The following is a 24,814-nucleotide window of genomic DNA, read 5'->3' as shown; positions in this document are numbered from 1 at the left end:
CGAAACATGGGACCGGCGTACATGAGCTTCGCCGGAGCGGCCCCTTGGGGAACCATGCGCATCCATGTAGGCCTTCACCTGCTCGCGGTAGGCCGGGCGACACTGCTCGCAGCCCATGGAGTTCAGCAGCAGGCGCATGGATTCGCGCGGGATGCCCACCTTCTCGTAGAAGCGCATGAGCATGATGATGGCCTCGGCGTCGATCGTGGGCTCCTCGGCGCCCAGGCACTCAACTCCTACCTGGTTGAACTGGCGCTGGCGGCCCTTCTGCGGGCGCTCGGCGCGAAACATGGGACCGGCGTACATGAGCTTCGCCGGAGCGGCCCCTTGGGGAACCAGGTCGTGCTGCACCACGGCGCGCACCACACCCGCCGTGCCCTCGGGGCGCAGGCTCAGGCGGCTCTTCGCCTTGGGGGCCTTCCCCTCTTCCACCCAACGGCGCAGGTTCTCACCCGAAATGGCGGTGAACATCTCCTTCGACACCACGTCGGTGGCCTCGCCGATGCCGCGGACGAACAGTTCGGTCTGCTCCATAATGGGCGTGTCGATGGGCAAATACCCGTAGGCGCCGAACACCTCGGCCGCCGTCTGCTTGAACTGGTTCCAGAACAGCGCCTCGTCGGGCAGAAGATCGCGCGTCCCCTCAGGTGCGTTAATGGCCATAGCGAGTCCTTCGTCGTCATCGGGCGCCATGCGCCCCTCTCAGATAAGCTCCGGGTATTGTAACGCAAGCGCCAAAAAGGCGCGCGTCGGAAACCGCCGGAGGCCCACCGGCCTCCGTCTTGCAAAACTCGCCTAAAATCGCCTAAAATTGCAAAAATCGCCTAAAATCGCAAAAGGAGGCACCGTGACTGCACCGAATCCATTCACTCCCACTTTCGGACGCGTGCCCTTGCTGATGGCGGGACGTCTCGACATCATCTCGGAAATGGAGTCCGCTTTCGAGAACGGACCGGGTGACCCCAACCTCTCGACCATTCTCACCGGGGCGCGCGGCACGGGCAAGACGGCGCTCCTCCTCTATTTGTCCCGTATTGCCGCCGAGCACGGGTGGATCTCTGTCAACGTCGCGGCCATCCCGGGCATGTTGGAGGACATCATCGAGCGCACGCGCGATGCGGCCGCCAACTTCATTGACACGTCCGAGAAGGCGCGTTTGAAGGGGCTGACGGTCGGACAGCTTCTCGGTCTGGAATGGGAGCCGGGCATCGCGCCCGACGGCAACTGGCGCACCCGTATGACGCGCATGCTCCAAGCTCTGAACGACCAGGGCATCGGCCTGCTCATCACCGTCGACGAGGTACGCCCCGATCTGGACGAGATGATACAGCTGGCAACGGTCTACCAGCACTTCGTGGGCGAGGAACGCACGGTCGCCCTCGTTCTCGCGGGGCTCCCCGGAAAGGTGAGCTCTCTTCTACGCAACGAGTCGGTTTCGTTCCTACGACGGGCAAATCGCTATCGCCTGGGCAATATCGCGGATGGGGACATAGCCGAGGGCATTCGCCTGACCGCCGAGGAAGGCGGTCGGTCCATCGACCCCGAAGCCCTTGCGGAGGCGGTAAAGGCAAGCGAGGGCTTCCCCTATCTCATGCAGCTCGTGGGGTTCCAGAGCTGGGCGCAAAACCCCGGCGAGAAGACCATCTCCCTTGCGGACGTGCGCAGGGGTGCCGAGGCGGCCCACCGCAATTTCACCGAGCGCGTTCTGGAGGCAACCTACTACGACCTGTCCCCCAAGGATCTGCTCTTTCTTCAGGCCATGCTTCTTGACGAAGACGAAAGCCGCATCGCCGTTATCGCCGAGCGCCTCGGCGAGGGAAGCAACTACGCCAGCACCTACAAGCGCCGCCTCATCGAGCAAGGCATCGTCGGAGAGCGCGGCCCCTCCTATGTCACCTTCGAACTACCGGGATTCCGCGCTTATCTGGAAGCCAAGCTCGGCCCCTTGCAGATATAGCCTCCGGCGCAAAAAGGCGCAGCCGCGGACGGCTGCGCCTGGGTGGTCGATCTGCGTCGGGCAGATCCTAGTGGTGGTGCTGGCAGGCCTGGGAGGGATCCATGATGGGGGCCTCGCCGGCGGCCACGGCGGCTGCGGCATCGCCCACAACCGGGTGCACGTTGTCGAAGTACACGGTGATGCCCGCCTGGTTGAAGCCCATGAGCGGGCGGCCGCCCATGCCCGCGGCCACGATGGCGTCCACGCCCTCGCCGGCCAAGAGCCCCACCGGGCGCAGGCAACCGCCGGCCTCGTGGGGCGGATTCTCCACCACGCCGGTCTCGGGCAGCACCGCTCCGTCCTCGATGGTCACGATGGTGAAGCGGTCGCAGTGGCCGAAGTGCCCCGCGCGCTCAGCCGCAAGCCCCGCCTCGCCCATGGTGGGCACGGCCAGTTTCATCGTCGTCATGCGCAATTCCTTTCGCTCGCTCTCTTGGTACCGCTCCATTTAAGCGCATGAGGCGGCGAATGGCAACCGCGCGGGGCCGCGCAGGGCACCCGACGCGGCTGCGTCCCACTCGCACCGCGCCGCGCGGACGCGCCCCTGCAAACCCCGTGCCTCTCTCCTCACATGCGCAAAAGGCCGCCCCACCGAAGCAGGGCGGCCGCAGGTGTCGGCGATGGCCGGCGGACAGGCGGGGAGGGAGCGCCTACAGCGCGGCCAGGGTCTCGCCGACGTAGTAGCCGGTGGCCATGCAAGCCGACACGCTCGCGAAGGACTGCAGGGCCACGGCGCCGGCGGCGTACAGGCCGGGAATCTCGGCGTCGGCGGTGTCGAGCACCTGGTTGTTCGGGCCGCACATCACGCCGCCGGAGGTCTTGTAACGGCACACGTTCAGCTTCAGCGCGTGGTAGGGCGGCTGCAGCGACTCCAGCCACGCCTTCTTGCCGAAGTCGGTATCCTCGCCGCCGGCCACCAGCTCGTCATAGCGGGCGAACGTGGCCTTCAGCGTGTCGGCGGGCACATCCATGCCGGCCGCCAGCTCGTCCAGGGTGTCGGCCTTCACGTACACGTCGGCGCGGCTCTTGATGTTGCCCTCGACCGAGTGCCCGATGGCGCGCGCCGCGAAGGCGCGGTCGTCGAAGATGGACCACCACTGGCGGTAGCCCGCATCCACCGCGGCCTGGGCCGCATCATGGGACTGGGCCTCCTCGATGAAGCGCTTGCCGTTGGGCAGCACCAGCACGATGGGCGTCCAGTAGCCCCAGGTGGTGCAGTTCGGAATATCGCCCATCAGGTTGCAGCGCTCGAAGGAGGAGTCCATGCCGAACAGCTGCGCGCCGGCGTCCACGGCCATCTTGTGGCCCTCGCCGAGGCAGCCATGCACCATCTGACCGAAGTTGGCCCAAGCGGGCAGGTACTCCTGCACCATCTCGCCGTTATCGGCGAAGCCGCCGGTGGCGAGCACGGTAGCCGCGGCGCGGATGTCGGTCAGCTTCCCGGAGATGACATCCTCGAAGCGGCAGCCGATGACCGCCCCCTCCGCGTCCTTGATGAGCGCCGTGGCGCGCAGGCCGCAGCGGGCCTCCACGCCCAGCTCCTTCAGCTTCGAGGCGATGGGCTGCAGGATGTTCGGGCCGCCCGAGCCGATGCCGTCGGCCGGCAGGATGACCGAGCCGAACAGGCGCGGCAGCTCCTCCTCGGTGCACGGCTCCATGAACGAGGCGCCGAAGTCGTTGATGGCCGAGTCGACGAAGTGCGTGTTGGCGTAGGTCTTGCCCTTCACCCACTCGCCGAACCAGTCGTACTGCTCCCAGCCGGCGGAGAGCTTCTCGGCGGAGGCCTCCCAGTACTCGTCGATGGTCATCGGATTGCCGGCAGCCTGCTGCAGCTCGGTGCCATTGGCGAACATGAAGCAGCACGAGGTGGCCGAGTCGCCGCCGATCTGGGCCTGCTTCTCGGCGATGATGATCTTCTTGCCCGCCAGCGCCGGAGCCATGGCCGCGGCCAGACCCGCGTAGCCCGAGCCGATGATGAGGATGTCCACCTCGTCGGAGAAGCTCACAGGCGCGTAGCCCACAAGCGCCGCCTCGCCGGTCTCGGCCAGAGCGTCTCCGGCCGCGCCGCTATCGCCTGCGGGGCTGCAGCCAGCCAGGGCCGCCCCCGTGCCGGCGACGATGCACGAGGCACCGCCGATCTTCAGAAAGTCGCGACGTGAAATCGTCATGCGCGTTCCCTCCCTTTCGTTGAGGACTCGTCGTCGATCGCCGCGCGAGCCCCGCCCCTCCCCTTGAGTCGGCGGGCGCCCCTCGACTTCGCTGGGCGGCATTGCGGCGATCAGTGCAGAAGAGTCTAGGAAAGGTGCGGAATTTTCGCTCCCCCAAAAATTGGTTAACTTTGAAACAAGTCGATGACCTGCTGTTTCTTGTTCACACCGAGTTTGACGTACAGGCTCTTGATATACCCCTGGGCCGTGGAGGTGGAGATGTGCAGCCCCTCGGCGATGCTGGCCGCGGTGTTCCCCTGGGCGAGCCCCACCAGCACATCGCGCTCGCGCGGCGAGAGCCCGAAGGTGCGCACCAGCTCCTCCACTCGCTCGGAAACCGACTCCTCGAAGGTGGGCGCGGGACGTTCCACGACCACCTTCACCACCTCCACCGCGGGCTTGCGGCGCGAGCTCTGGAAGCCCCACCACAGCACCACCATGCCGAGCAGGTACACGCACACCACGCACACGATGGACAGGTGCAGGAAGGCTCCGCCCTCGGCCAAGGTGCCGAACCGCCATCCCAGCACGAGCCCCACCACCAGGCACAGCCTCATGGCCCCCGCGCCTATGGCGGCGACACCGTATACGACGTCGCCCGTACGGCGCGCCGCGCGGATGATGCAGAAGGTGGTCAGCATGGTGGTGATGGCGCTCGCGGCGTAGATGACGGTGCTGAGCGGCTTGCCCCACAAATCGCCGAAGTAGGGTAGCGCCAGGAACACCGCGATGGCCGCCGGAAACACCACCAGGTACACGAAGCGCGCCTGGGGGATGCGGGCCGTGGCGACCACGAACGCGATCACGATCACCGCGCAGATGAGAGACCCCTCCAACGGTGCCTGGGTGGAGATGGTGAAACCAGTGTGGCTCGTGAAGGCGTACATGTTCACGAGGCCCACCACCAGCTCGAAGAACGACGCGGCGAGTATCGGGGTGGCGCACTCCCCCAGCGTGGCACGCAAGCGACGGCGGCGCTCGCGCGGGCCCTCCGAAACCCCCTCCCCCTGGGCCGTGCGGGCTTTTCCTCCCTCGCCCCGAGCGCGCCGGCGCTCCCGCCGGAAGAGCAGGCCGAGGGCCGTGGCCATAACGACGCCGGCGACCGAGATGCCGCGCGGGGGCAAAAGCGCCAGAGCGTAGGAGCCGGCTGCCAGCAGCAGCGCGCAGGTGGCCAGCTGCACGATGACCGTCACCGGGGACGGCTCGTCCACGAACGGCTCGATGGCGGCAAGCCCCACCACGGTCACGGTAAGGCCCCAGAACAGGCCGAGGGCCGCGGCCGCCGGAGCCTCTAACGCCGCATCGGGCGGCACGAGGGCCGCCAGGGCGTAGGCGCCTCCGATGAGAATCAGCGGCACGTGCACGCCCAGTCTGCGGGGAGCCAGGCGCCCCGTCAGATAGCAGCCGAGCACCACGGCGCACGTTACCAGCTTGCCCGCGGCCGCTCCCAGCATGAAGGGCAGGTTCGAGATATAGGCGAACGGGTCGTTGATGAGGCCGAAATTGGTCACATAGCCCGAATAGGCCAGCAGCCGGTAGAGCGCGTACACACCCAAAGCCAGAAGCGCGCCCGCTCCGCACGCGCGGCGCAGCGCGCCGAATCCATTCCTTGCAACCACGGCGTCTCCCTCCCTTTGGCTCGCCTTGGCAAGTGCCCCACGATAACGTGACCCACCCCCAAATGCAAGAGAGGCACCCCGAAGGGTACCTCTCCCGATGCGAATGCGAACGGTGCGGCCGAAAGCCGGGGCGAACGGAGCCCTACAGGTGCTCCACCACCAAGTCGCCCATGCGCTCGGTGCCGACCACGTGGTCGGCGGGCGTCTCGGCGTCCTTGATGTCGCCGGTGCGCCAGCCCGCGTCGAGCACCGCGGTCACGGCGCGGCGGATGTCGTCGGCGGCCTCGCCCATATCGAAGCTGTAGCGCAGCATCATCTCCACCGAGAGGATCTGCGCGAGCGGGTTGGCGATGCCGCGACCGGCGATGTCGGGGGCGCTGCCGTGGCTCGGCTCGTAGAGTGCCACGCCGTCGCCCAGACTCGCGCTGGCCAGCATGCCGAGCGAGCCCGTGATCTGGGCGGCCTCGTCGGAGAGGATGTCGCCGAACATGTTCTCGGTCACCACCACGTCGAAGTCGGCCGGGCGGTTGATGAGCTGCATGGCGGTGTTGTCCACCAGCAAGTCCTCCAGCTCGACGTCGGCGTAAGCCTCGTCATGCACGCGGTGCACGATCTCGCGCCACAGACGGCTCGTCTCCAACACGTTGGCCTTGTCCACGCTCGTCACCTTGTTGCGACGCTTGCGGGCGATCTCGAAAGCCTGGCGAGCGATGCGCTCGATCTCGTACTCGGAGTACTCCAGCGTGTCGTAGGCGCGCTGGCCCGGGGCGCCATTCACGCCTGCGGCCGGCTCGTCGTAGAAGCGCTCGCGGCGGCCGAAGTACAAGCCGCCCGTCAGCTCGCGCACGATCATCATGTCCACGCCGTCCACGATCTCGGGGCGCAGGGTGGACGCATCGGCCAGGGCGTTGAAGATCTGCACCGGACGCAGGTTCGTGTACAGTCCGAGCTCCTTGCGGATGCCGAGCAGCCCCTGCTCAGGACGCGGGGCGTTCGGGTCGGTGGTATCCCACTTGGGCCCTCCCACCGCGGCCAGCAGCACCGCATCCGACGCGCGAGCCGCATCCAGCGTGGCGGCCGGCAAAGGCTCGCCGGTCGCATCGATGGCCGCGCCGCCGATGAGCGCATCGGTGTACTCGAAGGCCGTATCGTACTTCGCGCCCACGGCGTTCAGCACCTTCACGCCCTCGGCGATAATCTCCGGCCCGATGCCATCGCCAGCCAGCAAGCAGATCTTATACGTGTTCATTTCTTCCTTCTTCCGTGTTATAATACGAGGGCCGGCAAAGCCCGTCAGTCGTTAACTGGGCGCGGGCGGCGCAGGTTCAAGTGAATTGGTTAGGACCGGTTGCCGCCGGTCCTTTCCTTTTCTCCCTTCGTCATCCGTCGTTGCTTATATTCTCTCCAGACTTCGAGCAAAAGCCCGGCAACCGTAGCAAGGGCTGCACAGCCGTTCAAGATTTCAAGGAATACATCCATAGGAAGCGCCTCCTTTCAGAAGCGCCACCCGCAAGCGGACTTTGCCGGCCCTTTCAGCATACCAGCATCTAGTAACTAATAAAATGTATATATTTTTAATTTCCAAGCTTCTTCTGCCAGCGCGGTACGAGGCCGCCGGCGTTGATGATCTCCATGAGGAACGGCGGGAAGGGCTGGGCCGTGAAGGTCTCGCCCGTGGTCTCGTCGGTGATGACGCCGGTGTCGGCATCCACGCTCACCACATCACCGTTGCGGATGGCGTCCACCGCCTCGGGGCACTCCATGATGGCCAGTCCCGTGTTGATGGCGTTGCGGTAGAAGATGCGCGCGAAGCTCTTGGCGATGACCACATCCACCCCGGCCGCCTTGATGGCGATGGGGGCGTGCTCGCGGGAGCTTCCGCAGCCGAAGTTCTCATCGGCCACGATGATGTCGCCGGGCTGCACGTTGTTCACGAATTCCGTATCCAGATCCTCCAGGCAGTGCTTGGCCAGCTCGGCCGGGTCGGAGGTGTTCAGGTAGCGGGCCGGGATGATGACGTCGGTATCGATGTCGCGGCCGTAGCGGTGCACGGTTCCCTTGAATTGCATGAGGCTTCCCTTCCCTATTCGGCCGCGCAGGCGACCGGCTCCAAGTCTTCCGGAAGGCCGATGTGGCCGAGCACGGCGCTGGCGGCGGCCACGGCCGGCGAGGAGAGGTACACCTCGCTCGTGGGGTCGCCCATGCGGCCGACGAAGTTGCGGTTGGTGGTGGCGATGGCGCGCTCGCCGGCGGCCAGAATGCCCATGTAACCGCCCAGGCACGGTCCGCAGGTGGGGGTGGACACCGCGCAGTGGGCGTTAATGAAGATGTCCATGAGCCCCTCGGCGATGCACTGCTGGTACACCTGCTGGGTGGCCGGGATGACGATGCAGCGCACATCCGGATGCACCGTGCGGCCCTTGAGCACCGCGGCGGCCTGGCGCATGTCGTCCAAGCGGCCGTTGGTGCAGCTGCCGATGACGGCCTGGTCGATGCGCACGTCGCGGGCCTCGGCCACGGGGCGCGTGTTGCTCGGCAGGTGCGGGAAAGCCACCGTCGGCACGATGTCGGCAGCGTTGATCTCGATGACCTGGGCGAACTCGGCGTCCTCGTCGGAGTAGTAGGCGGTGTAGGGGCGCTCGACGCGACCGTCCATGTAGGCGCGGGTCACATCGTCCACGGGGATGAGGCCCGCCTTGCCGCCGGCCTCGATGGCCATGTTCGAAATGGAGAGGCGCTCGTCCATGGGCATCGTCTCGATGGCGCTGCCCGTGAACTCCATGGCCTTGTACAGGGCGCCGTCCACCCCGATCATGCCGATGATGTGCAGAATGACGTCCTTGCCGGTCACACCCGGGGCAAGCTGGCCGTTAATGACGAACTTGATGGTCTCGGGCACCTTGAACCAGGCCTTGCCCGTGGCCATGCCCACGCCGGCGTCGGTGGAGCCCACGCCCGTGGAGAACGCGCCGAGCGCGCCGTAGGTGCAGGTGTGACTGTCGGCGCCGATGATGAGGTCGCCCGCGCCCACCACGCCCTGCTCGGGCAGAAGCGCGTGCTCAACGCCCATGCAGCCCACCTCGTAGTAGTGGGAGATGCCCTGCTCGCGCACGAAGTCGCGCACGATCTTGGCCTGTTCGGCGCTCTTGATGTCCTTGTTGGGCACGTAGTGGTCGGGCACGAGGATCACGCGGTCGGCGTCGAAGACGCGGTCGGTGATCTCGCGGACGGTCTTGATGGCGATGGGGGCCGTGACGTCGTTGGCGAGCACCAGGTCCAGATCGCATTCGATCAACTGCCCGGGCACCACCTCGTCGAGCCCCGCATGGGCGGCGAGAATCTTCTCCGCCATGGTCATGGGACGAGTCAAGGGAAGCTCCTTTACGCAACGCAAACCTTACTGAAAACCGCATCATTGTAGCACCGTGCGGCTGCGTACAGTTTTTTCTCCCTCGAAGTGGCGCGAAACGTCGGAATTGGTGCACATTCCGCCAGTCCGGGGGCGCCACCTGGAGTTTGGAGCATGAAAGGCCTGGGAACTGAAGGAGCATGCGGGCGCCGGGCTCCTCTCTCAGCACGATCGTGCACCGAAACCGAAACTTTGCGCCATATTTCCCCCGCTGCAGCTGCAGGATGCAGAACGGCCATTTTAGGGACAGCCCAGCGTCCAAAACGGACAATCAAACGTGTCTCTACCCCTGAAGCGCCGAGCAGAGGGCGTCGAGCAGGGTGATGGCGTAGTGCTGGGCGCTTCTCTCGGGACCGGCCTCCAGCCACACCTTGCCGGGAAGCAGCACCGACACGCGCGGCCACGACGCCTCGCGGGCCACATCCACCGCCGAGGTCAGGCGCAGGGCCAGCGAGTCCTCGTCCTCGTAGGACACAAGCGGCACACCCGCCTCGGCATCTTGGACCGAGAGCAGCACGTGCACGAGCATCATGGAGGCATCCGGGGGCACCGACAGGCTGTCGGCGCTGATGATCTTCGAGGCCGGGTTCGTGGCCACGGCCACGTTCGACATGCGCGAGGCCACCGAGCGCGAGAACTCGTCGGTGCCGAACAGGCACACGGCGTTGCGCTCGAGCACGTCGGCCGCGCGGGCGAAGCCGAGGTGGTGCACCTTGCCGTGGGCGGCCTCCTTGCCCACCCAGGAATGGGCGAGGTTGCGCAGGGCGGCGTAGGTGTAGGCGCCGGCGATGCCGTCAGAGGGCAGGCCCATGTTCAGCTGGAAACGGCGCAGGGCGTCTTCCGTATGGGCGCCGAAGATGGCGTCGTCGTCGCCGTAGAAGAACCCGAGCGCGCCGAGGGCATGCTGGAGTTCCAGCACGTCGTGGCCGTGGAAGTAGGGCATGCGCAGATACAGCGTGCGGTCTCCCAGGTTGAACGAGGCGTCCACAAGCGCCGACCACACCTTCTCGGTCACTTCCTCGGCGATGGGGAGAGCCGAGGCGGCGCAGAAGTCGGCCAGGGCGGTGGCCGTGGCGTCGTCGAAGGTGCCCGAGACGGCATCCTCCGACAGGTGGCCGATGCGGGCGAGGCGCTGCTGCACGTCCTCGACGGCGGCGCCGGAATCGTTGCGCTTGATAGGCTCCATATTACTTCAACCTGTTCACAAACCAGTCAGCCATGGACACGAGCAGGTCGCGGTAGGGCGACGGCGCGATGGCCGCCACGAGCCGCTCCTTCGCGTTCTGGCTGAGATCTTCGGCATAGGCGCGGGCGTACTCGATGGAGCCCGCCTCCTCCATGATGGCCACGGCCTCGGCCAGCACCTCGGGATCGCGCTCCTTCGCGGAGAGGATCTCGATCAGGCGCTCGCGGGCCGCAGGCGAGGCGTTCTGCAGGGCGTGCACCACCACGAGCGTGCGCTTGCCCTCGGTGATGTCGCTGCGGAAGTCCTTCTTCTTGGCCTCGTCGGTACCCACCAGGTTCAGCAAGTCGTCCTGAATCTGGAAGGCGAGGCCGGTATCGAGCCCGTAGCTGCGCAGGGCCTCCACCTGGTCCTCGGGAGCTCCCGCCACGATAGCGCCCACGGCGAGCGGAACCGCGCCGGAGTAGTGGGCCGTCTTGTGGATGGCCATGGTGAGGTAGTCCTCGGGGGTGATGTCGTAGCGCCCGTCGCGCGCCCAGCCCAAATCGAGGGCCTGGCCCTCGACCGTGCGGCAGGTCATGGCGATGAGCTCGCGGATGACGCGCACCTTCGTGGCGTCGTCGAGCAGCGGGTCGTTCACCACCGGCCCGTTCACCATGGAAAGCGCCAGGTCGCCCATGTTGATGGCCAGCCCGAGCCCCTCGGTGAGGTGCAGGCAGGGCTCGCCGCGGCGCAGCTCGGCCTCGTCGGCGATGTCGTCGTGGATGAGGGCCGCGGAATGGAAGTGCTCGATGGCCGCCGCCGAGGTGGTGGCGCGGTCCGGGTCGCCTCCCACCGCCAGGCACGCCGCATAGCAGATGAGCGGACGGTGGCGCTTGCCGGCGTTCTCGCTGTAGCGGTACAGAGGGCCGTACAGGTAGCGGTCCATGTCGCCATGGGCGCCGCGAGGGATATAGCTGTTGATGAGCTCCCCGACCGGATCGGCATAGCTCTTCAGATAGGATTCGAACGTGGTGGGCGTCTCTTCGACGCCGGCGAGAATTTCGGTGATGTTCTTCATAGCGCTTTCTTGCCGTTGGTCGGTCGCTTCAGCATCGAACCATAATACCACGGTCGCCCCACCCCCGCCGCGCCGATCAGCCCATCGACAAGAATGTAAGATTCTGCGGCGGCCCTTCAGGCCCAGCGCCCGTACCCTCATCCCGGACATGGCGCGCTCGCGTCCCACTGGTGCCCCGTCAGCGTCCCGCCGCCGTCCCGCCGGCGTCGCGGGAACATCACGCGCAAGTCGCGGAGGCGTCGTCAACCGACGACGCGGAAAGCTCCTCCTCCCGTCGAGAAGATGCAGGGCAATTCCCGGCTCGCCGGTCGACTCGCCACCTCGCAAGCCGGGCAACGGCGTATGCGCCGTACACCACACCGTAGTAGGCAAGCGAGCCAAGGGCTTCCGGCGAAGCCGCCTGCGCAGGCACAACCAGGTAGCCGATCAGGTGGACGAGAACAAGCACGAAGAACACATAGGCGAGTTGCTGCACCCGCTTCCAGGCGACCGCCCTCATGGAGCGCTTCACTCGCTTCACCGATGTAACGGCCAGCACGGCGAACAGCACGAGGATGACAGCCGCAAGTGCAAGCGAGACGACGATGCTCGGACGCAGGACGTGCAGCTTGCCCACCATGCCCCCATAAGTCAGCGCATAAGGTATCACGTGCGCGCCCATGAGAACGATCGAGACAAGCGAGAGCTCTCCCCGAATGGGCTGAAGGCGCTGGCGAACCCATCCGCGCTCGTCGAAGACCCCGATGAACATGACAATGGCCAGAAACGCAAAGCCGACATATCCCTTCTGAACGACGAACGCAAAGCCTCGCAGCAGGGGGTCGGGGGCGGGAGAGTAAGTCAGGCACATCGCCCCGCCCGCAACAGCGGCCGCAACAAGATAGAACGGCACAGGCCAGCTCTTAAGGGCACGGGCGAAGATCATAGTGAAGCCGAAGCAGAGCAGCAAAACCAGAAACTGGGTCATGGACAAGATCCTTCCTTCCCGATGCAAAGGGCCCCACCGCAGAGGGTAAAACTCGGTGGGGCCCGCAAGCGCTCAAAGCGATGAGGCTCGCTAGCGCATCAGATACACATGCGGATCAGTGCCCGCCTCGGGCCGAAGCTGCTCGAGATCGCCTTCCGCCACCAATTTGGCAATCTCGGACGACGGATCGTCCAGGTCGCCGAAAATGCGAGCACGACCAGGGCAGACCTCTACGCAGAAGGGCACCTCGCCGTCCTTCACGCGATGGTGGCAGAGCTGGCACTTGCCGACGGTGCCGGCGATATGCTTAAGAGTGCCCTGGGCGCCGAATCCGAAATCGGCGTAGAATACGGGCTCTTCCTCCAGCAAAACACGCACGTCGTAGGGGCACGCCTCGATGCACATGCCGCAGCCGATGCACTTATCCGTATCGTTCAGGACGATGCCGGTCTCCTCGTCCTTCCAGGTAGCTCCAGAGGGGCACACGTCAACGCAGGCCGCGTTTCCGCAATGCTGGCAGGACATCGTATACGAAGCCATGGCCAAGTCGCCCTTGGCGTAAGTTCCCGAGGGGGAATCGGGGTTCTCCCCTCCCTCGTTCACAACGCGGTTCCACCATACATTCTGAGGCAGATTGTTCTCGATCTTACAACCGGTAACGCATGTGCTGCAGGCAACGCAGCGCTTGACGTCAATGACCATTCCATAGCGCGCCATGGCTATTCAGCTCCTTCCCAAGCACGGATGCCCACCAAGCAGTCCATGAAACTCTGATTGCACAGCACCGCGTCCGTCTCGCAGGACAGCGGCTCCGACCAGCTGCCGGCCACATGCTGATCGGCCTGCCAGCTCTTGGGGTAGACCAGCGTGCCGGGGCGGATGGCTTCGTTGTAAACGAGCTTCGCGACCGCATGGCCATGGTCGTTGTAGCATTCCACGAGCGTACCGTCCTCCAACCCGGCAGCTTGCGCATCGGCGGGATTGATCTTCACCGTCGGCTCCGGATCGAGCTCGCGGAGAATGCGGTTGTAAGCCCACTGCCCATGCACGCGGAAGCGAGGGCGCTCGGACATGAGAACGAAGGGGTACTTCTCGGCCAAGGGATTCGTGGGCCACGCCTCGCGCGGCTCGAACCACGTGGGCAGATGCTCGCGCGAAAGATCGGGTGCCTTGCCGTTGAACCCATAAGGAGTAGGCGCCTCAACGTACAGCTCGGCACGACCCGACGGAGTGGCGAACGCGAGATCCTGCCACTGCATGAACTTGCCGCCCCAGGCATGAATGGCGCGCTTCTCGCACAACGAGTCGTAGTCAATACCCGCCGCTTGAGCCGCCTCGCTGTCGAGCAGCTCCCGCAGAAACGCCTCGTTGCTCTCGTGGATCAAGCCCGCATCCAGCCCCATAGCAGCAGCCAAGTCGCGCATGATGTCCATATCCTGCTTGGCCTCGCCCAACGGCTCGATGGCCTTTTCCGAGTGAATGAGGTGGAACGTGTTGCCGCATGTGATAACGTCCTCGAACTCAAACCAGTGCGCGCAGGGCAGCACGTAGTCCGAGTGCTTCGCCGTGTCGGTCATCATGTAGTCAATGGTGACGATGAGCTCGAAGTTGCCGAAGATCTTGTCGCGCAGCGTATTGGTGTCGCACCAGGTGCACATGGGATTACCCGAATGCACGAGCAGCATCTTCGGCGTGACAGGCGCCTCCAGGTACATGCCGGTCTCAAACACCGCCGGCATATTCCAATAGGCGATAGTAGGGGAGGCGGCCTCGGGTGCCACTACGTTAGCCGGAGTCGTAGCGGCCGGGTTCGCCCCGGTCCAGCTCATCCACACCGCCGAGCTGCAGTTGGCGCCGGGCTTGCCGAGTTGTCCCGCGAGGGCGGCCATGATGGCACACGACGAGGAGGGGGCGATGCCGTTGTCGTAGGCCTGGGAACCCCATCCGATGCGATGGGTCACCGGGCCGTCGCAGGCCAGGCGCGCCAACTCGCGAATCGTCTCCTCCGGCACATCGCAGAGCTTAGCCGCCTCAGAGGGCGGAAACTTGGCAATCTCGTCGAGCAACATCGAATACACGGTGCGAACCTTGCCGCCCGCAACCTCGAACTCCCCCTCGAGCACCGGATCAGCCACCGCCGAGAGCTCCGCCGCCGCGCCCGCCGCCGCATCCCATACGGCATAGGGATCGATCACCGTCGGCTCTCCCGTGGCGGGGTTCACATCCCCCTGGGTCGGCTCCACGCCCAGATCGCTCATGCGCACCAGTGTGCCGTCGCCCTCCTTCACCAAAAGCGGCGCAGAGGTATGGGCCTTCACGAACTCGGTGTCGACAAGCCCCTCCTCCACCATGACGTTCATCATGCCCATAATGAGCGGCATATCGGCGCCGGGGCGGACGGGAACCCACCGATGCGACTTGGCGGCCATCTGAGTGAAGATCGGATCGATGCAGATGACGTTCGTTCCGGCGTCAATGGCGTCGGCCACGAAGTGCCAGTCGTGAATCTGGGCATCCGTCAGGTTGTTCGACCACAGGAACAGATTCTTCGCATTAACGTAGTCGCGTTGATCGTTCCCGGGCCAAGGGGCTCCACCGTAGCCGAATACGCGCATGAGGCCGTACATATTGCCGGCGTCGAGCGGCCCGTTCATGGTGGATCCGTTGATGGCCGTCCACAGTTTTCCCGGCATCCCGCTGGTGGCATGATACACACTCGAGCCCGATGCACGGAACAGGGAGGCATCGCCAAACTCGTTACGGTAAGCGTTCATCTTCTCGGCAATGTCGGCAATGGCCTCTTCCCAGCTTACACGCTCCCAGTTGTCGCTCCCGCGCTCGCCAGTCTGCTTCATCGGATACAGCACACGCTCGGGATTGTAGATGTTCTCATTGCTGACCAGGCCGCGCAGGCAGACGCGGTTGAACTCAGGCGCGTCATCGAAGTTCGCCGGCGCCGTCTTGACGAGCTTGCCGTCGCGCACCGTGGCGTCCATCATGCAGGTGTTGAAGCAGTTCGGACGGCAGCAGACGTTGAAATGCTGCTCCTCAGCCCTCGGCTCCTCCCCCGTCGCCGCAAGATTCTCGTCATCGCTGGAGGCGGCAGGCGCGCAGCCGAGTGCCGCCCCCGCGAAGGCACCTCCGGCAACCATTGTGGATGCCTTTAGGAAGCTGCGGCGAGTAAGATGCGAGGTACGATGTGTCTGTGACATTTCTCCCCCATTCTGAAATTGCATGAGAGGCATCGCTCGGAGCGACCGGCGAGACCCCTCTCCCTCTTACCAGGTCCTTGCTAGCAGGATGGCCATCCCTACTTTTCCTATGAAAACACTTTTCATAGGAAAAGTAAAGGGGAGAGAGGGCGGGACTTTTATCCTATTTTCAGAATAGAGAGGGGCTAGGACGCCGGATGGCCGGAACCGCCTCCCACCGCAAACCCATCGCTCCAGGAGTTGGGCACCATCAACGTACCGCTGCCCTCCTTCATTCCCTCGTACAAGAGGAACATGCGGCGCAGCTCCAAAGGAGCTTGCTCTCCGTAGACCGAGGAAAGCCCCTCTATCATGGCGGAGATGTCCGACTCGGCCTCCATGAGGATAAGGCGCGCCTTCTTTCTCTGCTCAGCCTGGGCCTCAAGGGACATGACCTCCTGCAGAGCCTCGGGCATGAGGATATCGCGCACCTCCACTGACAGGACGGTAATGCCCCAAGCGGAGACCTTCTCCTCCAGAAGACGCTTCAATTCGCGATCGAGCTGGTCCCTCCGCGCCGTCACTTCCGCAGCCGTCGCACGGCCGATGGCATCGCGCAGGATGGTCTGGGCACTGAGAAGCAGTTGGTTCGCATAGTCGTCAACCGTCATGCACGCCTTAGACGCATCGTGAACCATCCAGAACACCACCGCGTCGACATCGAGGGGAACCAGATCGGTCGAAAGCGTCTCCTCGGCGCCGAACGCCGTCGTGCGAATGCGCATGTCCACCCGCAGCGAGCAATATTCGACGAAGGGCAGCGTGAAAAACAGGCCCGGGCCCTTCACCGCCTTGAACTTTCCAGCCCGCAGGATAATCATGCGCTCCCACTGTTGGGCCACATGAACCGACGACCCCGCCACTAAGGCCGCGAAAACCCCAAAGACCACGGCAAAGAGATCGATTCGGCCGCCCCATGCCGCGAAAGCCGCACAGCCGGCGAGGAACGTCGCGACGATGATCGTCGCCTGCAGAAAGTACACGCCGTTCCGTGAGGTGCTGTTCATAGGATCGCTCGAGCCTTGCGAAACAACCACCTTGTTCCGATCGGCCTCGCGGCGCTCTTTCCGTCGGATACCCATAGTGCTATCCCCTCTCCTGCTCCAGTTTCCGCAGATACATTTTCATGGAGCGCTCGATATCGTCGCGAGAGAGCCCCAGATCGCTCAGGGCCGCCACGCATTCGTCGAGCACTTCTCGAATGGCATCCGCCTGCTCGGCGCCGACATCCGGCTCCAAGGCGTTCACGAAGGCGCCAACCCCGCGCTTGGATGTGATATAGCCGTCATGGGCGAGGCTCGTGTATACCTTGTTCACCGTGTTATAGTTGATGCCCACGTCAACCGCCAGCTCGTGGGTCGTGGGAAGCTGATCGCCGGCATGGTAGTAGCCCGAACCGATGAGGTACACGATTCGATTGCGCAACTGAACCCAGAGGGGCACACCGCTCTCTTCATCTCTCTCAAAAGGGAACACGATTCCCCGGCCTTCCTCTCTGCGTCGTTCGATCGCCTTCTCCCACACGCCCCATGCGTTAAGCGACCCTCAGCATACACCATCGGAGGACGAAGCCGCCAACAAGCACGAGAGGAGCAGAGGACACCGAACGGAATCGGGTCCATCCGAGCCGACGGGCAGCTCCCATGGCCAAGGGGAGCACCAGACCGCACCCCACCACGCCGGTCCAGAAGAACAGCGCGCAATCTCCCGACAGCAGAGCTGATGCCGACGACGGGGCCACGGTCGCTGCGTCGGCAACAAACGCAGCCATCGCCACAGACTCCAGCAAGATGACTACCCCGTCCACAAGATCGATCGCCGCCAGCTCTTTGGCGAAGGCGCTCGCCGTACGGCTCACCTGCGCCCACAGCCCCACCAGCGCACATCCGCACGAAAGCGAGGATAGCACGAAGAGCGGAACCACCCATCCCGTGCGGAACAGGGGCGCCGCCGAAAAGGCCGTGAACAGCAATCCCGTGTAGGTCATGACAACTGCGCACAGGACAACACATCCGAGGAGAGCCGTCCTTATAGCGGCGCAGGGCCAGACGCGCCGCGAGAGATAGGTCGATCCGAGCAACAAAGAGACACCGACGGTAGCCGCTAAAGCATAGGCACCGACCGAAGACACCGTCAACGACGGATGAGCGAGCAACGTCAGGAGTGCTTCTGGGCGCTTCATATCCGCCATGAGGCAAAACGACCCAAGCGCGCAAATTCCGCACGATACAATGAATCCGAGCCCGATCAGACGCCGATGGGAAAGAGCCAAAGGCAGCGAGGTGCCAGAAGCAGTGCCCGGCGCGAACATCCGAAGCCCCCTCAGGGCAAGCACGGCAAGCACGAGAGCCATTCCGGCACCGGCACCGCCGAGAAACATGTACGCCGCTATGAGGCCATTGAACATCTTCCACCCCCTCCGTTGCCAGATTAGAAGATTATAAGGGACGGCCCCTTCAAGCTGCCCAAGACTTTCTAACCAACCTCCCGCCCCCGATATCAATAGGCCGCCATTGTTTTCATACCAAGCGCGCGTAGTCTTGGGATTGATGAAAGATATGGGCGACGACGACCGCATCGGCCTGCGCCTTGTAGATCATGACGTAACTGCCCACCGGGGCGCAGCGGTAGCCCCGTGCCGCAAGTTCCGGCATGCGGGAGAGGCCGTAGAGGCTGGGGCTCTCGCTCACCAGCGCAAGCTGCGCATCGAACTCGTCCATGAATCGCTGCGCCGCGTGGGGGCTCTGAAGTACGCCGACGAGATACCCGACAATATCGCGAAATTCCTGCTGAGCCTCCGCCAATATGACCTTTCTACAGGCCATATTCTTCCCTCACGGACGCAGCGAACGCGTCGAAGCCATCGCAAGCGCCCGCCTCGCATTCCCGCTCGGCCAGCATCATGCGGGACAGCAGCCGCGCTCTGGCCACCTCTTCTTGAAGAATGCGATACTGATCTCCGCTCAGGCAATGGAACACCTCGTAGCCGTTCTTGGTCACCGTCACATCCCGCTCCCGCTCGACCAAGTCGGAGAACGCCGCTGTGTTCTTCATATCCCGCACCGGAACACATGTCGTCATAAAGGCCTCCTTTGCGTTGTGGCCTAATTGTACCACATCAGCAAAGGGGAAGGGCGGCACCATCGCAACCGATGCCACGGCGGAACGATCTTGCGCTACGAACCTCACCTCCTCGAACTCTCGCTTCGCGATATCCGTTCAAGAAGAGAGCCTAGCATCCCGCCGCCGCACTTTTGTCGCGAGGAGTTCGCATTTCCGTCTCCCCGCGCACCGCGCTCGCGTCCCGCCCGAGACCCGCTCGCGTCCCGACGGCGTCGCGCACGGGTCTCGGGAACATCGCGCGCAGGGCGACCCCCGTCCCGCTCGCGTCTCGCCGCAAACCCGGCGGCGACCCGGGCGGGTCGTGGTATCATGGGCGGGCGCCGAGAGTCGTGCCGTGGGGGCGTGGCGGAATTGGCATACGCAGCGGACTTAAAATCCGCCTCTTCGGATTGTGGGTTCGAGTCCCACCGCCCCTACCATGCGCACCTCGCTGCCCGGGCGCCCGCCACAGCGGAAACTCGCGCCGCACCAGATCGCGGCTCTGCGGGCGACTCTACTCTTCGCGCGCCGCCTCCAGAATCATCCCGTGCAGGATATCCGACTCGCTGGCCGTGTAGGCCTCGGCCCCGGCAAGCGCGAGCACTTCCTCCAAGATGACGAGGCCCGCCACGATGACGCCGGCGCGCTTGGGGTCGAGCCCCACCGTGCGCTTGCGCTCCTCCAGCGTCTCGCCGGCCAGGTGGCGCTCGATGGCCCGCAGCTCGGCCGCCGTCACCTGCGCCCGGTGCACCCGGGACGAGTCGTAGACCTCCATGGCCTCGCGGATGGCCACCACACTCGTGGCGGTGCCGGCTACGGCCACCACGCGATCGGCCGCAAAGCTGCGCCCGGCCAGATCGGCGAAGTACGGCGCCATGGTCTCGCGCATCCACGCTCGCGCCTCGTCGATCTGCCCGGGCGTGGGCGGATCGTCGCGGAAGAAGCGCTCCGTCACGCGGCGGCACCCGATGTCGAAGGAGCGGGCGGCCACGGGCTCCTCCCCGAAACGGCCGGCCACGATCTCGGTAGAGCCGCCGCCGATGTCCACCACGAGCAGGTTCTCGCCGGGAAAATCGCTCGACGCGCCGATGAAGGTGAGCTGCGCCTCGCGCTCTCCGGGGATGACGCTCAGCGTCACGCCGTGCTCGGCGAGCTGGCGCACGAAATCGGGGCCGTTCTCCGCATCGCGCGACGCCGAGGTGGCCATGGCGATGAGCCCCTCCACGGGATGCGCGGGCCCGTCGTTGCGGGCGAGCACGCCCAGATAGCGATCCACCGTGGAAAGCACGCGGTCGATGGCCTCCTGCGACAGGCGCCCCGTCGCGTCCACCCCCACGCCCAAATCGGTGATGGCGTACTCCTTGGCCACCTCGCGAATGCGCCCCGCATCCACGTCGGCCACGAGCAGCCGGCAGGTCACCGTGCCGATGTCCAGAGCGGCGAAGCGCCCGTTGCGATAGGCCATGCTAGCTTCCTTTCACGAGATTGCCCGCCCGGCAGCGGGGCGCTCCTCCGAAGCGCCCCAAAGCATCCGCGCGGATGGGCCTCAGGACACTCCGAACAGGGGATCGAGCACCCCCGAGTACCACGTCTCGGGCAGCTCGACGTCCTCGGAGACGATGTTGCCGCGGAACTCCGGCTTCGCGCGCTCGGCGAGCCCCGCCACCGACACCGCATGCTCGCCCTCGCGCACCCAACCGAGCTGCGTGCGGGCCGCATCCTCGATGCCGGCCTCGGTCTGCAGGGCATCCACCTGCGCGCCGAGGGCCTCGTTGCGCTCGACCACGGCCTCGTACTCAGCCGTCAGGCGGTCCTTCTCGCGCAGATCCACGTAGAGCTGCTGGGCCGGCCCATAGAGGAAGGCGACGCCGAAGGCGATGCAGAGCGCCGTGGCGGCAAGCCCCATGAGCGACGGATGGCGGAAGAGGGAGGGGCTGTCGGAGGCGCCCCGGATACGGCCGCCGCGGCTTTGCGCGCCGGCCGACGCCTGCTGCTGCATGCGGGACGAGCGGCGGTGCGACGATCCCATCTCGCCCTTGTACACCGCGGCGCGCGGGCCGCCTTGGGCCCCGTCGGCGGGAGCGCCGGCCTCGTACTGGCGGAAGTACGCCCGATCGGCGCGGTCCTTCGTGCGCTCGCGGCGCTTGGCGCGCAGACGGTCGAGCGGCCCCCGCTCGCGCTCCTCCAGAGCGGCGAGCAGCCGCGCCTCGTACTCCTCGCCCGCCTCCTCGTCGGCGCGGGCCGCCGCGCCCGACAGGAACCCGTCGTCGGGGCGCACAGCCGCCGAGGCTCCCCCGTCGTACCAGCTCGGCGTCGGGCGCGGCACCGTGAAGGGTCGGCCGCGCCCCTCGTCGCCGTCGCGCACGATGGCCGATTGGTCGCCCCCGATGAGAACGCGCCCGGCCGGGCGCCGGGGCGCCGTGCCCGATGCCGCGTGCCGGGTCGCGGGCGCACGACCCCCCGCCGCGGCGCGGCGCGCTGCGTCGAAGGATACGATGTTCGCCTGGGGTGGCACGGGTGAGGGGCTTCCTTTCGCTGCCGTGGTTCGGTTCGGGTTCGGATAGTCAGTCGAAAGCGGTCAGGTACGGGCGCTCGCGCGCCGGGGCTAGAGGTTCAGGCTCTTGACGAAGGCCTCCCACTTCTCGAAGGAATCGTCGCTGATGGCATGCTCCATCTGGCAGGCCTCCTCCTCCGCCACCTCGGGCGAGATGCCCACGGCCTTGGTGAGGAAGTCGAAGAGCATGCGGTGCCGGCCGAGAACCGAGCTGCCGTAGGCGTAGCCCTCCTCGGTGAGCGTGATGTCGCCGTAGTGGGGCTGCACGACCAGCGCCTGCTCCTTCAGGGCGGAGATGGCCTTGTTCACCGAGGCCTTCGACACGCCCAGCTTGTTGGCCACGTCCACCGAGCGCACGGGCACCTCCGTCGTGCCTCCCAGCATGACGATGGCCTCGAGGTAGTCCTCATGGGACATGGATGTCTTCACCACAGCGCTCTCCTTATCATAGTTGTCCTCATGGTATCACGGCCCCTATGAAAAAACGAGGCTCGGACGCAGAGTTCCGAGCCTCGTTCACATTGTCTTCGCCAACGGTTTGCCGAGCGGTTACCTCGCCGGGCCCGGCGCCGCGCTCCCTCCCGAGTCGGCGCCGGGCGTCCCGAAGGGGCGCCGCGCAAGGGCTACTTGTCCTTCGCCGCCTTCTCCATGGCAGCGGCCATGGACTCTGCCGCCGAGCAGCCCTCGCAGCCGTGGCAGCCGCTCTCGCAGTGGTCGCCGCAGTCGCACAGCCCGCGATGGGTCATGCGCCGAATGGCGAGCACGGCCAGCGCCGCGATGACGACGAGAATGACGACGGTGGGGAAGTTCAGGCTGAGCTCTTGCATGGCGTTTCCTTTGCGAAGCGGGTGCGAGTCGTTAGGCGTTGTCGGCGGCCGCCTCCAGCTGGCCGGAGGGCTTCGCCTTGGCAGCCGGGCGGAACAGCAGGAACAGCATGCCGGCTGCAACCACGACGGCCAGGGCCGTGAAGGGGCCGAAAGCGACCTCACCGGTGGCCAGACCGACGAACTGGTAGACCATGAGGCCCACGCACCAGGCGAACACGGTCATGTAGCCGATGGCGGCCCAGGTCCACTTCGCGGACATCATCTGACGGCGAATGGTGCCGATGGCGGCGAAGCAGGGGGCGCACAACAGGTTGAAGGCGCAGAAGGCCATGATGGCGGCGCTGCTGCCACCGAGCATGACGGCGAAGGAGCTCCACAGGCTCGGATCGGTCTCGCCGATCTCGTCGCCCAGGCTCGTGATGACGCCCACCGTGGCCACGACGTTCTCCTTAGCCACCAGACCCGTGATGGAGGTAACGGTGGACTCCCAGTTGCCGAAACCGAGCGGCGCGAAGATCCAGGCCAGCAAGTTGCCGAGACCGGCCATGAGACTGTACTGGATGTAATCGTCCATGTCAGGATCGAGCAGGCCGAAGGAGCCCTCGTACATACCGAAGTTCAGCAGGAACCAGATGACCATCGAGGACAGGAAGATGATGGTACCGGCTTTCACCACGTAGCTGCGCACGCGCTCCCACATGGACAGCAACACGTTCTTCACCGTGGGCAGGTGGTACTGGGGCAGCTCCATGATGAAGGGGGCAACCTCGCCGGCGAAGGCGCGGAACTTCTTCAGGATGATGCAGGAGATGATGATGGCAGCCAGGCCCAGGAAGTAGAACAGCGGGGCAACCCACCAGGTGGCCTCGTAGTCGCCACCGGCCAGGGCGCCGAAGACGAGCGCGATGATGGGCAGCTTGGCACCGCAGGGGATCATCGTGGTGGTCATGATGGTCATGCGACGGTCTTTTTCGTTCTCGATGGTCTTGGTGGCCATGACCGCGGGCACGCCGCAGCCAGAGGCGATGAGCATCGGGATGAAGGACTTGCCGGACAGGCCGAAGCGACGGAAGATGCGGTCCATGATGAAGGCGACGCGGGCCATGTATCCGCAGCCCTCCAAGAAGCCGAGGAGGATGAACAGCACGATCAGCTGCGGGATGAAGCCGATAACAGCGCCCACGCCGGCGATGATGCCGTCGAGCACGAGCGACTGCACCCAGGGTGCGGCGCCGGCGGCCTCGAGCCAGCCCTCCACCACCACAGGCACGCCCACATGGTAGAAGCCGTAGTCGGCCGGATCGGGCTCTTCGGCCTCGAGGGCCTCAGCGAAAGCAGCGGAGTCAACAGACTCGATGGCGACCTCGCCGGTCTCCTCATCCTCGACCTCCATCTCGCCCACCACGTTGGCGCTCTCGGCGGCGTAGATGAAGTTCTCGATGACCTCTTCGTCCTCAGCCGTGGGATCCTCGGCCTCGAGCGCCTCGGAGAACGCCTCGACATCGAGGCCGTCTTCCTCAGCCGCCTCCAGATAGGCGTCGATCTCGGCCTGGTATCCCTCGTACTCCTCCACATCGGCCTCGTAGGCCTCGGTGTTGGTGTAGAGCCAGCCGTCGCCGAACAGACCGTCGTTGGCCCAGTCGGTCACAAGGGTGCCCACCGTGGACACGGAGATGTAGTACACGAAGAACATGATCACGATGAAGATCGGAATACCGAGAATACGGTTGGTGACCACGCGGTCGATCTTCTGGGTAGTGGTCATGGCCTTCGGCGACTTCTTCACGCACTCGGCGCACACGTCGGTGATGGCGTCGTAGCGCTCGTTGGTGATGAGGGACTCGGCGTCGTCGTCCTCAGCGTTCTCCAGCGCCTCGCGCACCGCGGCGATCTTAGACAGGTCGCCCGCGGGCAGATCGAGCTTGTCGATGGTGAGCTGCTCGCCCTCCAGAAGCTTGATGGCATACCAGCGAGCGTGGCGGCCGCTGATGCGCGCGCCGGCGATGTCGATCACCTTGGCGAGGGCCTCCTCGACCTTCTGGTCGAAGCCGAGCTCGGTCGTGGGGGCAACGCCCTTCTTCGCCTCGGCGATGGCGCGCTCCATGAGGGCGTCCATACCGCGGCCCTTGAGGGCGGAGGTCTCCACCACCGGGCAGCCCAGATGGCGGGAGAGCTCGGCCACGTTGATCACATCGCCGTTCTTTTCCACCAGATCCATCATGTTCAGGGCCAGAACCACCGGAATGCCCAGGTCGATGATCTGGGTGGTGAGGTACAGGTTGCGCTCCAGGTTGGTGGCGTCAACCAGGTTGATGACCACGTCGGGCTTGCCGCTCATGAGGTAGTCGCGCGTGACGATCTCCTCGGGAGTGTAGGGCGACAACGAGTACACACCCGGCAAGTCGGTGATGGTCACGTCCTTGTCGGCGCGGTACTTGCCTTCCTTCTTCTCAACGGTTACACCGGGCCAGTTTCCCACGTACTGGTTCGCCCCGGTCAGGTCGTTGAACATGGTTGTCTTGCCGCAATTGGGATTGCCGGCAAGGGCAATGTTGATAGCCATGATCAGCCTTTCCTTCTCCAAAAATCACCGCCATGCCGCCTCTTGCTTCCCCGACGCTCTCCCCAGCGTCTGCGAC

Annotated in this window: 23 protein-coding genes and 1 tRNA gene; 2 read left to right on the top strand and 22 right to left on the bottom strand. The window is 65.1% G+C overall.

Annotation, left to right across the window (positions count from 1 at the left end):
- Positions 1–663, bottom strand: a 663-nt coding sequence (locus Q5064_RS03105; RefSeq protein WP_302962206.1) for an ATP phosphoribosyltransferase regulatory subunit, incomplete at its 3' end; no start/stop codon positions are given.
- Positions 664–847: 184 nt separating this feature from the next.
- Between Q5064_RS03105 and Q5064_RS03100 the strand changes: the two genes are divergently transcribed.
- Positions 848–1,957: an ATP-binding protein gene (locus Q5064_RS03100; protein WP_302962203.1), complete on the top strand. Its 1,110-nt coding sequence runs from the start codon at positions 848–850 to the stop codon at positions 1,955–1,957.
- A gap of 67 nt (positions 1,958–2,024) precedes the next feature.
- On the opposite strand, the gene Q5064_RS03095 is transcribed toward Q5064_RS03100, so the two are convergent.
- From Q5064_RS03095 to Q5064_RS03020, 16 genes are all read right to left on the bottom strand, one after another.
- Positions 2,025–2,405, bottom strand: coding sequence for a NifB/NifX family molybdenum-iron cluster-binding protein (locus Q5064_RS03095; protein ID WP_302962201.1), 381 nt, complete (start codon positions 2,403–2,405; stop codon positions 2,025–2,027).
- 241 nt (positions 2,406–2,646) lie between these two features.
- A complete protein-coding gene (locus tag Q5064_RS03090; protein WP_302962199.1) occupies positions 2,647–4,164 on the bottom strand; it encodes an FAD-dependent oxidoreductase in 1,518 nt (505 codons plus the stop codon).
- A 164-nt stretch (positions 4,165–4,328) separates the two neighbouring features.
- Positions 4,329–5,822: a helix-turn-helix transcriptional regulator gene (locus Q5064_RS03085; RefSeq protein WP_302962197.1), complete on the bottom strand. Its 1,494-nt coding sequence runs from the start codon at positions 5,820–5,822 to the stop codon at positions 4,329–4,331.
- Between the two features lie 142 nt (positions 5,823–5,964).
- Positions 5,965–7,071: a 3-isopropylmalate dehydrogenase gene (gene leuB / locus Q5064_RS03080; protein WP_302962195.1), complete on the bottom strand. Its 1,107-nt coding sequence runs from the start codon at positions 7,069–7,071 to the stop codon at positions 5,965–5,967.
- Positions 7,072–7,396: 325 nt separating this feature from the next.
- On the bottom strand, positions 7,397–7,891 hold the full coding sequence (locus tag Q5064_RS03075) for a 3-isopropylmalate dehydratase small subunit (protein ID WP_302962194.1): 495 nt from the start codon (positions 7,889–7,891) through the stop codon (positions 7,397–7,399).
- Positions 7,892–7,905: 14 nt separating this feature from the next.
- Positions 7,906–9,192: a 3-isopropylmalate dehydratase large subunit gene (gene leuC, locus Q5064_RS03070; protein WP_302962192.1), complete on the bottom strand. Its 1,287-nt coding sequence runs from the start codon at positions 9,190–9,192 to the stop codon at positions 7,906–7,908.
- Positions 9,193–9,514: 322 nt separating this feature from the next.
- Entirely contained in the window at positions 9,515–10,417 is a 903-nt protein-coding gene (locus Q5064_RS03065; RefSeq protein WP_302962189.1) for a peptidoglycan-binding protein, read from the bottom strand.
- A 1-nt stretch (position 10,418) separates the two neighbouring features.
- Positions 10,419–11,474 (bottom strand): polyprenyl synthetase family protein, encoded by a 1,056-nt coding sequence (locus Q5064_RS03060; protein ID WP_302962188.1) that lies wholly within the window; start codon positions 11,472–11,474, stop codon positions 10,419–10,421.
- A 217-nt stretch (positions 11,475–11,691) separates the two neighbouring features.
- Positions 11,692–12,441, bottom strand: a complete 750-nt coding sequence (locus tag Q5064_RS03055) for a hypothetical protein (protein ID WP_302962186.1) — start codon at positions 12,439–12,441, stop codon at positions 11,692–11,694.
- Positions 12,442–12,531: 90 nt separating this feature from the next.
- Positions 12,532–13,158 (bottom strand): 4Fe-4S dicluster domain-containing protein, encoded by a 627-nt coding sequence (locus tag Q5064_RS03050; RefSeq protein WP_302962184.1) that lies wholly within the window; start codon positions 13,156–13,158, stop codon positions 12,532–12,534.
- Between the two features lie 2 nt (positions 13,159–13,160).
- The gene (locus Q5064_RS03045) at positions 13,161–15,593 is read right to left on the bottom strand and encodes a molybdopterin-dependent oxidoreductase (protein ID WP_302962182.1); all 2,433 of its coding nucleotides are present in this window, start codon (positions 15,591–15,593) and stop codon (positions 13,161–13,163) included.
- A gap of 245 nt (positions 15,594–15,838) precedes the next feature.
- Positions 15,839–16,699 carry an SPFH domain-containing protein gene (locus Q5064_RS03040; protein ID WP_302962179.1) on the bottom strand — a complete coding sequence of 287 codons (861 nt, stop codon included), beginning with the start codon at positions 16,697–16,699 and terminating at the stop codon, positions 15,839–15,841.
- A 79-nt stretch (positions 16,700–16,778) separates the two neighbouring features.
- The gene (locus Q5064_RS03035; RefSeq protein WP_302962177.1) at positions 16,779–17,135 is read right to left on the bottom strand and encodes a GntR family transcriptional regulator; all 357 of its coding nucleotides are present in this window, start codon (positions 17,133–17,135) and stop codon (positions 16,779–16,781) included.
- A gap of 91 nt (positions 17,136–17,226) precedes the next feature.
- Positions 17,227–18,099, bottom strand: coding sequence for an NrfD/PsrC family molybdoenzyme membrane anchor subunit (nrfD, locus tag Q5064_RS03030; protein ID WP_302962175.1), 873 nt, complete (start codon positions 18,097–18,099; stop codon positions 17,227–17,229).
- Between the two features lie 112 nt (positions 18,100–18,211).
- Positions 18,212–18,517, bottom strand: a complete 306-nt coding sequence (locus Q5064_RS03025) for a type II toxin-antitoxin system RelE/ParE family toxin (protein ID WP_302962174.1) — start codon at positions 18,515–18,517, stop codon at positions 18,212–18,214.
- Entirely contained in the window at positions 18,507–18,773 is a 267-nt protein-coding gene (locus tag Q5064_RS03020; protein ID WP_302962171.1) for a type II toxin-antitoxin system Phd/YefM family antitoxin, read from the bottom strand. Before Q5064_RS03020 ends, Q5064_RS03025 begins: the two co-directional genes overlap by 11 nt.
- A gap of 378 nt (positions 18,774–19,151) precedes the next feature.
- Here Q5064_RS03020 and Q5064_RS03015 point away from each other — a divergent pair.
- Positions 19,152–19,234 (top strand) — tRNA-Leu (locus Q5064_RS03015).
- Positions 19,235–19,308: 74 nt separating this feature from the next.
- Here Q5064_RS03015 and Q5064_RS03010 read toward each other — a convergent pair.
- From Q5064_RS03010 to Q5064_RS02990, 5 genes are all read right to left on the bottom strand, one after another.
- The gene (locus Q5064_RS03010; protein ID WP_302962169.1) at positions 19,309–20,259 is read right to left on the bottom strand and encodes a Ppx/GppA family phosphatase; all 951 of its coding nucleotides are present in this window, start codon (positions 20,257–20,259) and stop codon (positions 19,309–19,311) included.
- Between the two features lie 81 nt (positions 20,260–20,340).
- A complete protein-coding gene (locus Q5064_RS03005) occupies positions 20,341–21,309 on the bottom strand; it encodes a septum formation initiator family protein (protein ID WP_302962167.1) in 969 nt (322 codons plus the stop codon).
- A gap of 90 nt (positions 21,310–21,399) precedes the next feature.
- Complete coding sequence (locus tag Q5064_RS03000; RefSeq protein WP_302962165.1) at positions 21,400–21,780, bottom strand: metal-dependent transcriptional regulator; 381 nt, start codon at positions 21,778–21,780, stop codon at positions 21,400–21,402.
- A gap of 191 nt (positions 21,781–21,971) precedes the next feature.
- Positions 21,972–22,175 carry a hypothetical protein gene (locus Q5064_RS02995; RefSeq protein ID WP_302962162.1) on the bottom strand — a complete coding sequence of 68 codons (204 nt, stop codon included), beginning with the start codon at positions 22,173–22,175 and terminating at the stop codon, positions 21,972–21,974.
- 31 nt (positions 22,176–22,206) lie between these two features.
- Positions 22,207–24,738, bottom strand: a complete 2,532-nt coding sequence (locus Q5064_RS02990) for a ferrous iron transporter B (protein WP_302962160.1) — start codon at positions 24,736–24,738, stop codon at positions 22,207–22,209.
- Positions 24,739–24,814 lie beyond the last annotated feature (76 nt).

This window comes from uncultured Adlercreutzia sp. (assembly GCF_958431955.1).
Lineage (GTDB): Bacteria > Actinomycetota > Coriobacteriia > Coriobacteriales > Eggerthellaceae > Adlercreutzia.
This window is presented reverse-complemented; position numbering and strand designations above follow the sequence as displayed.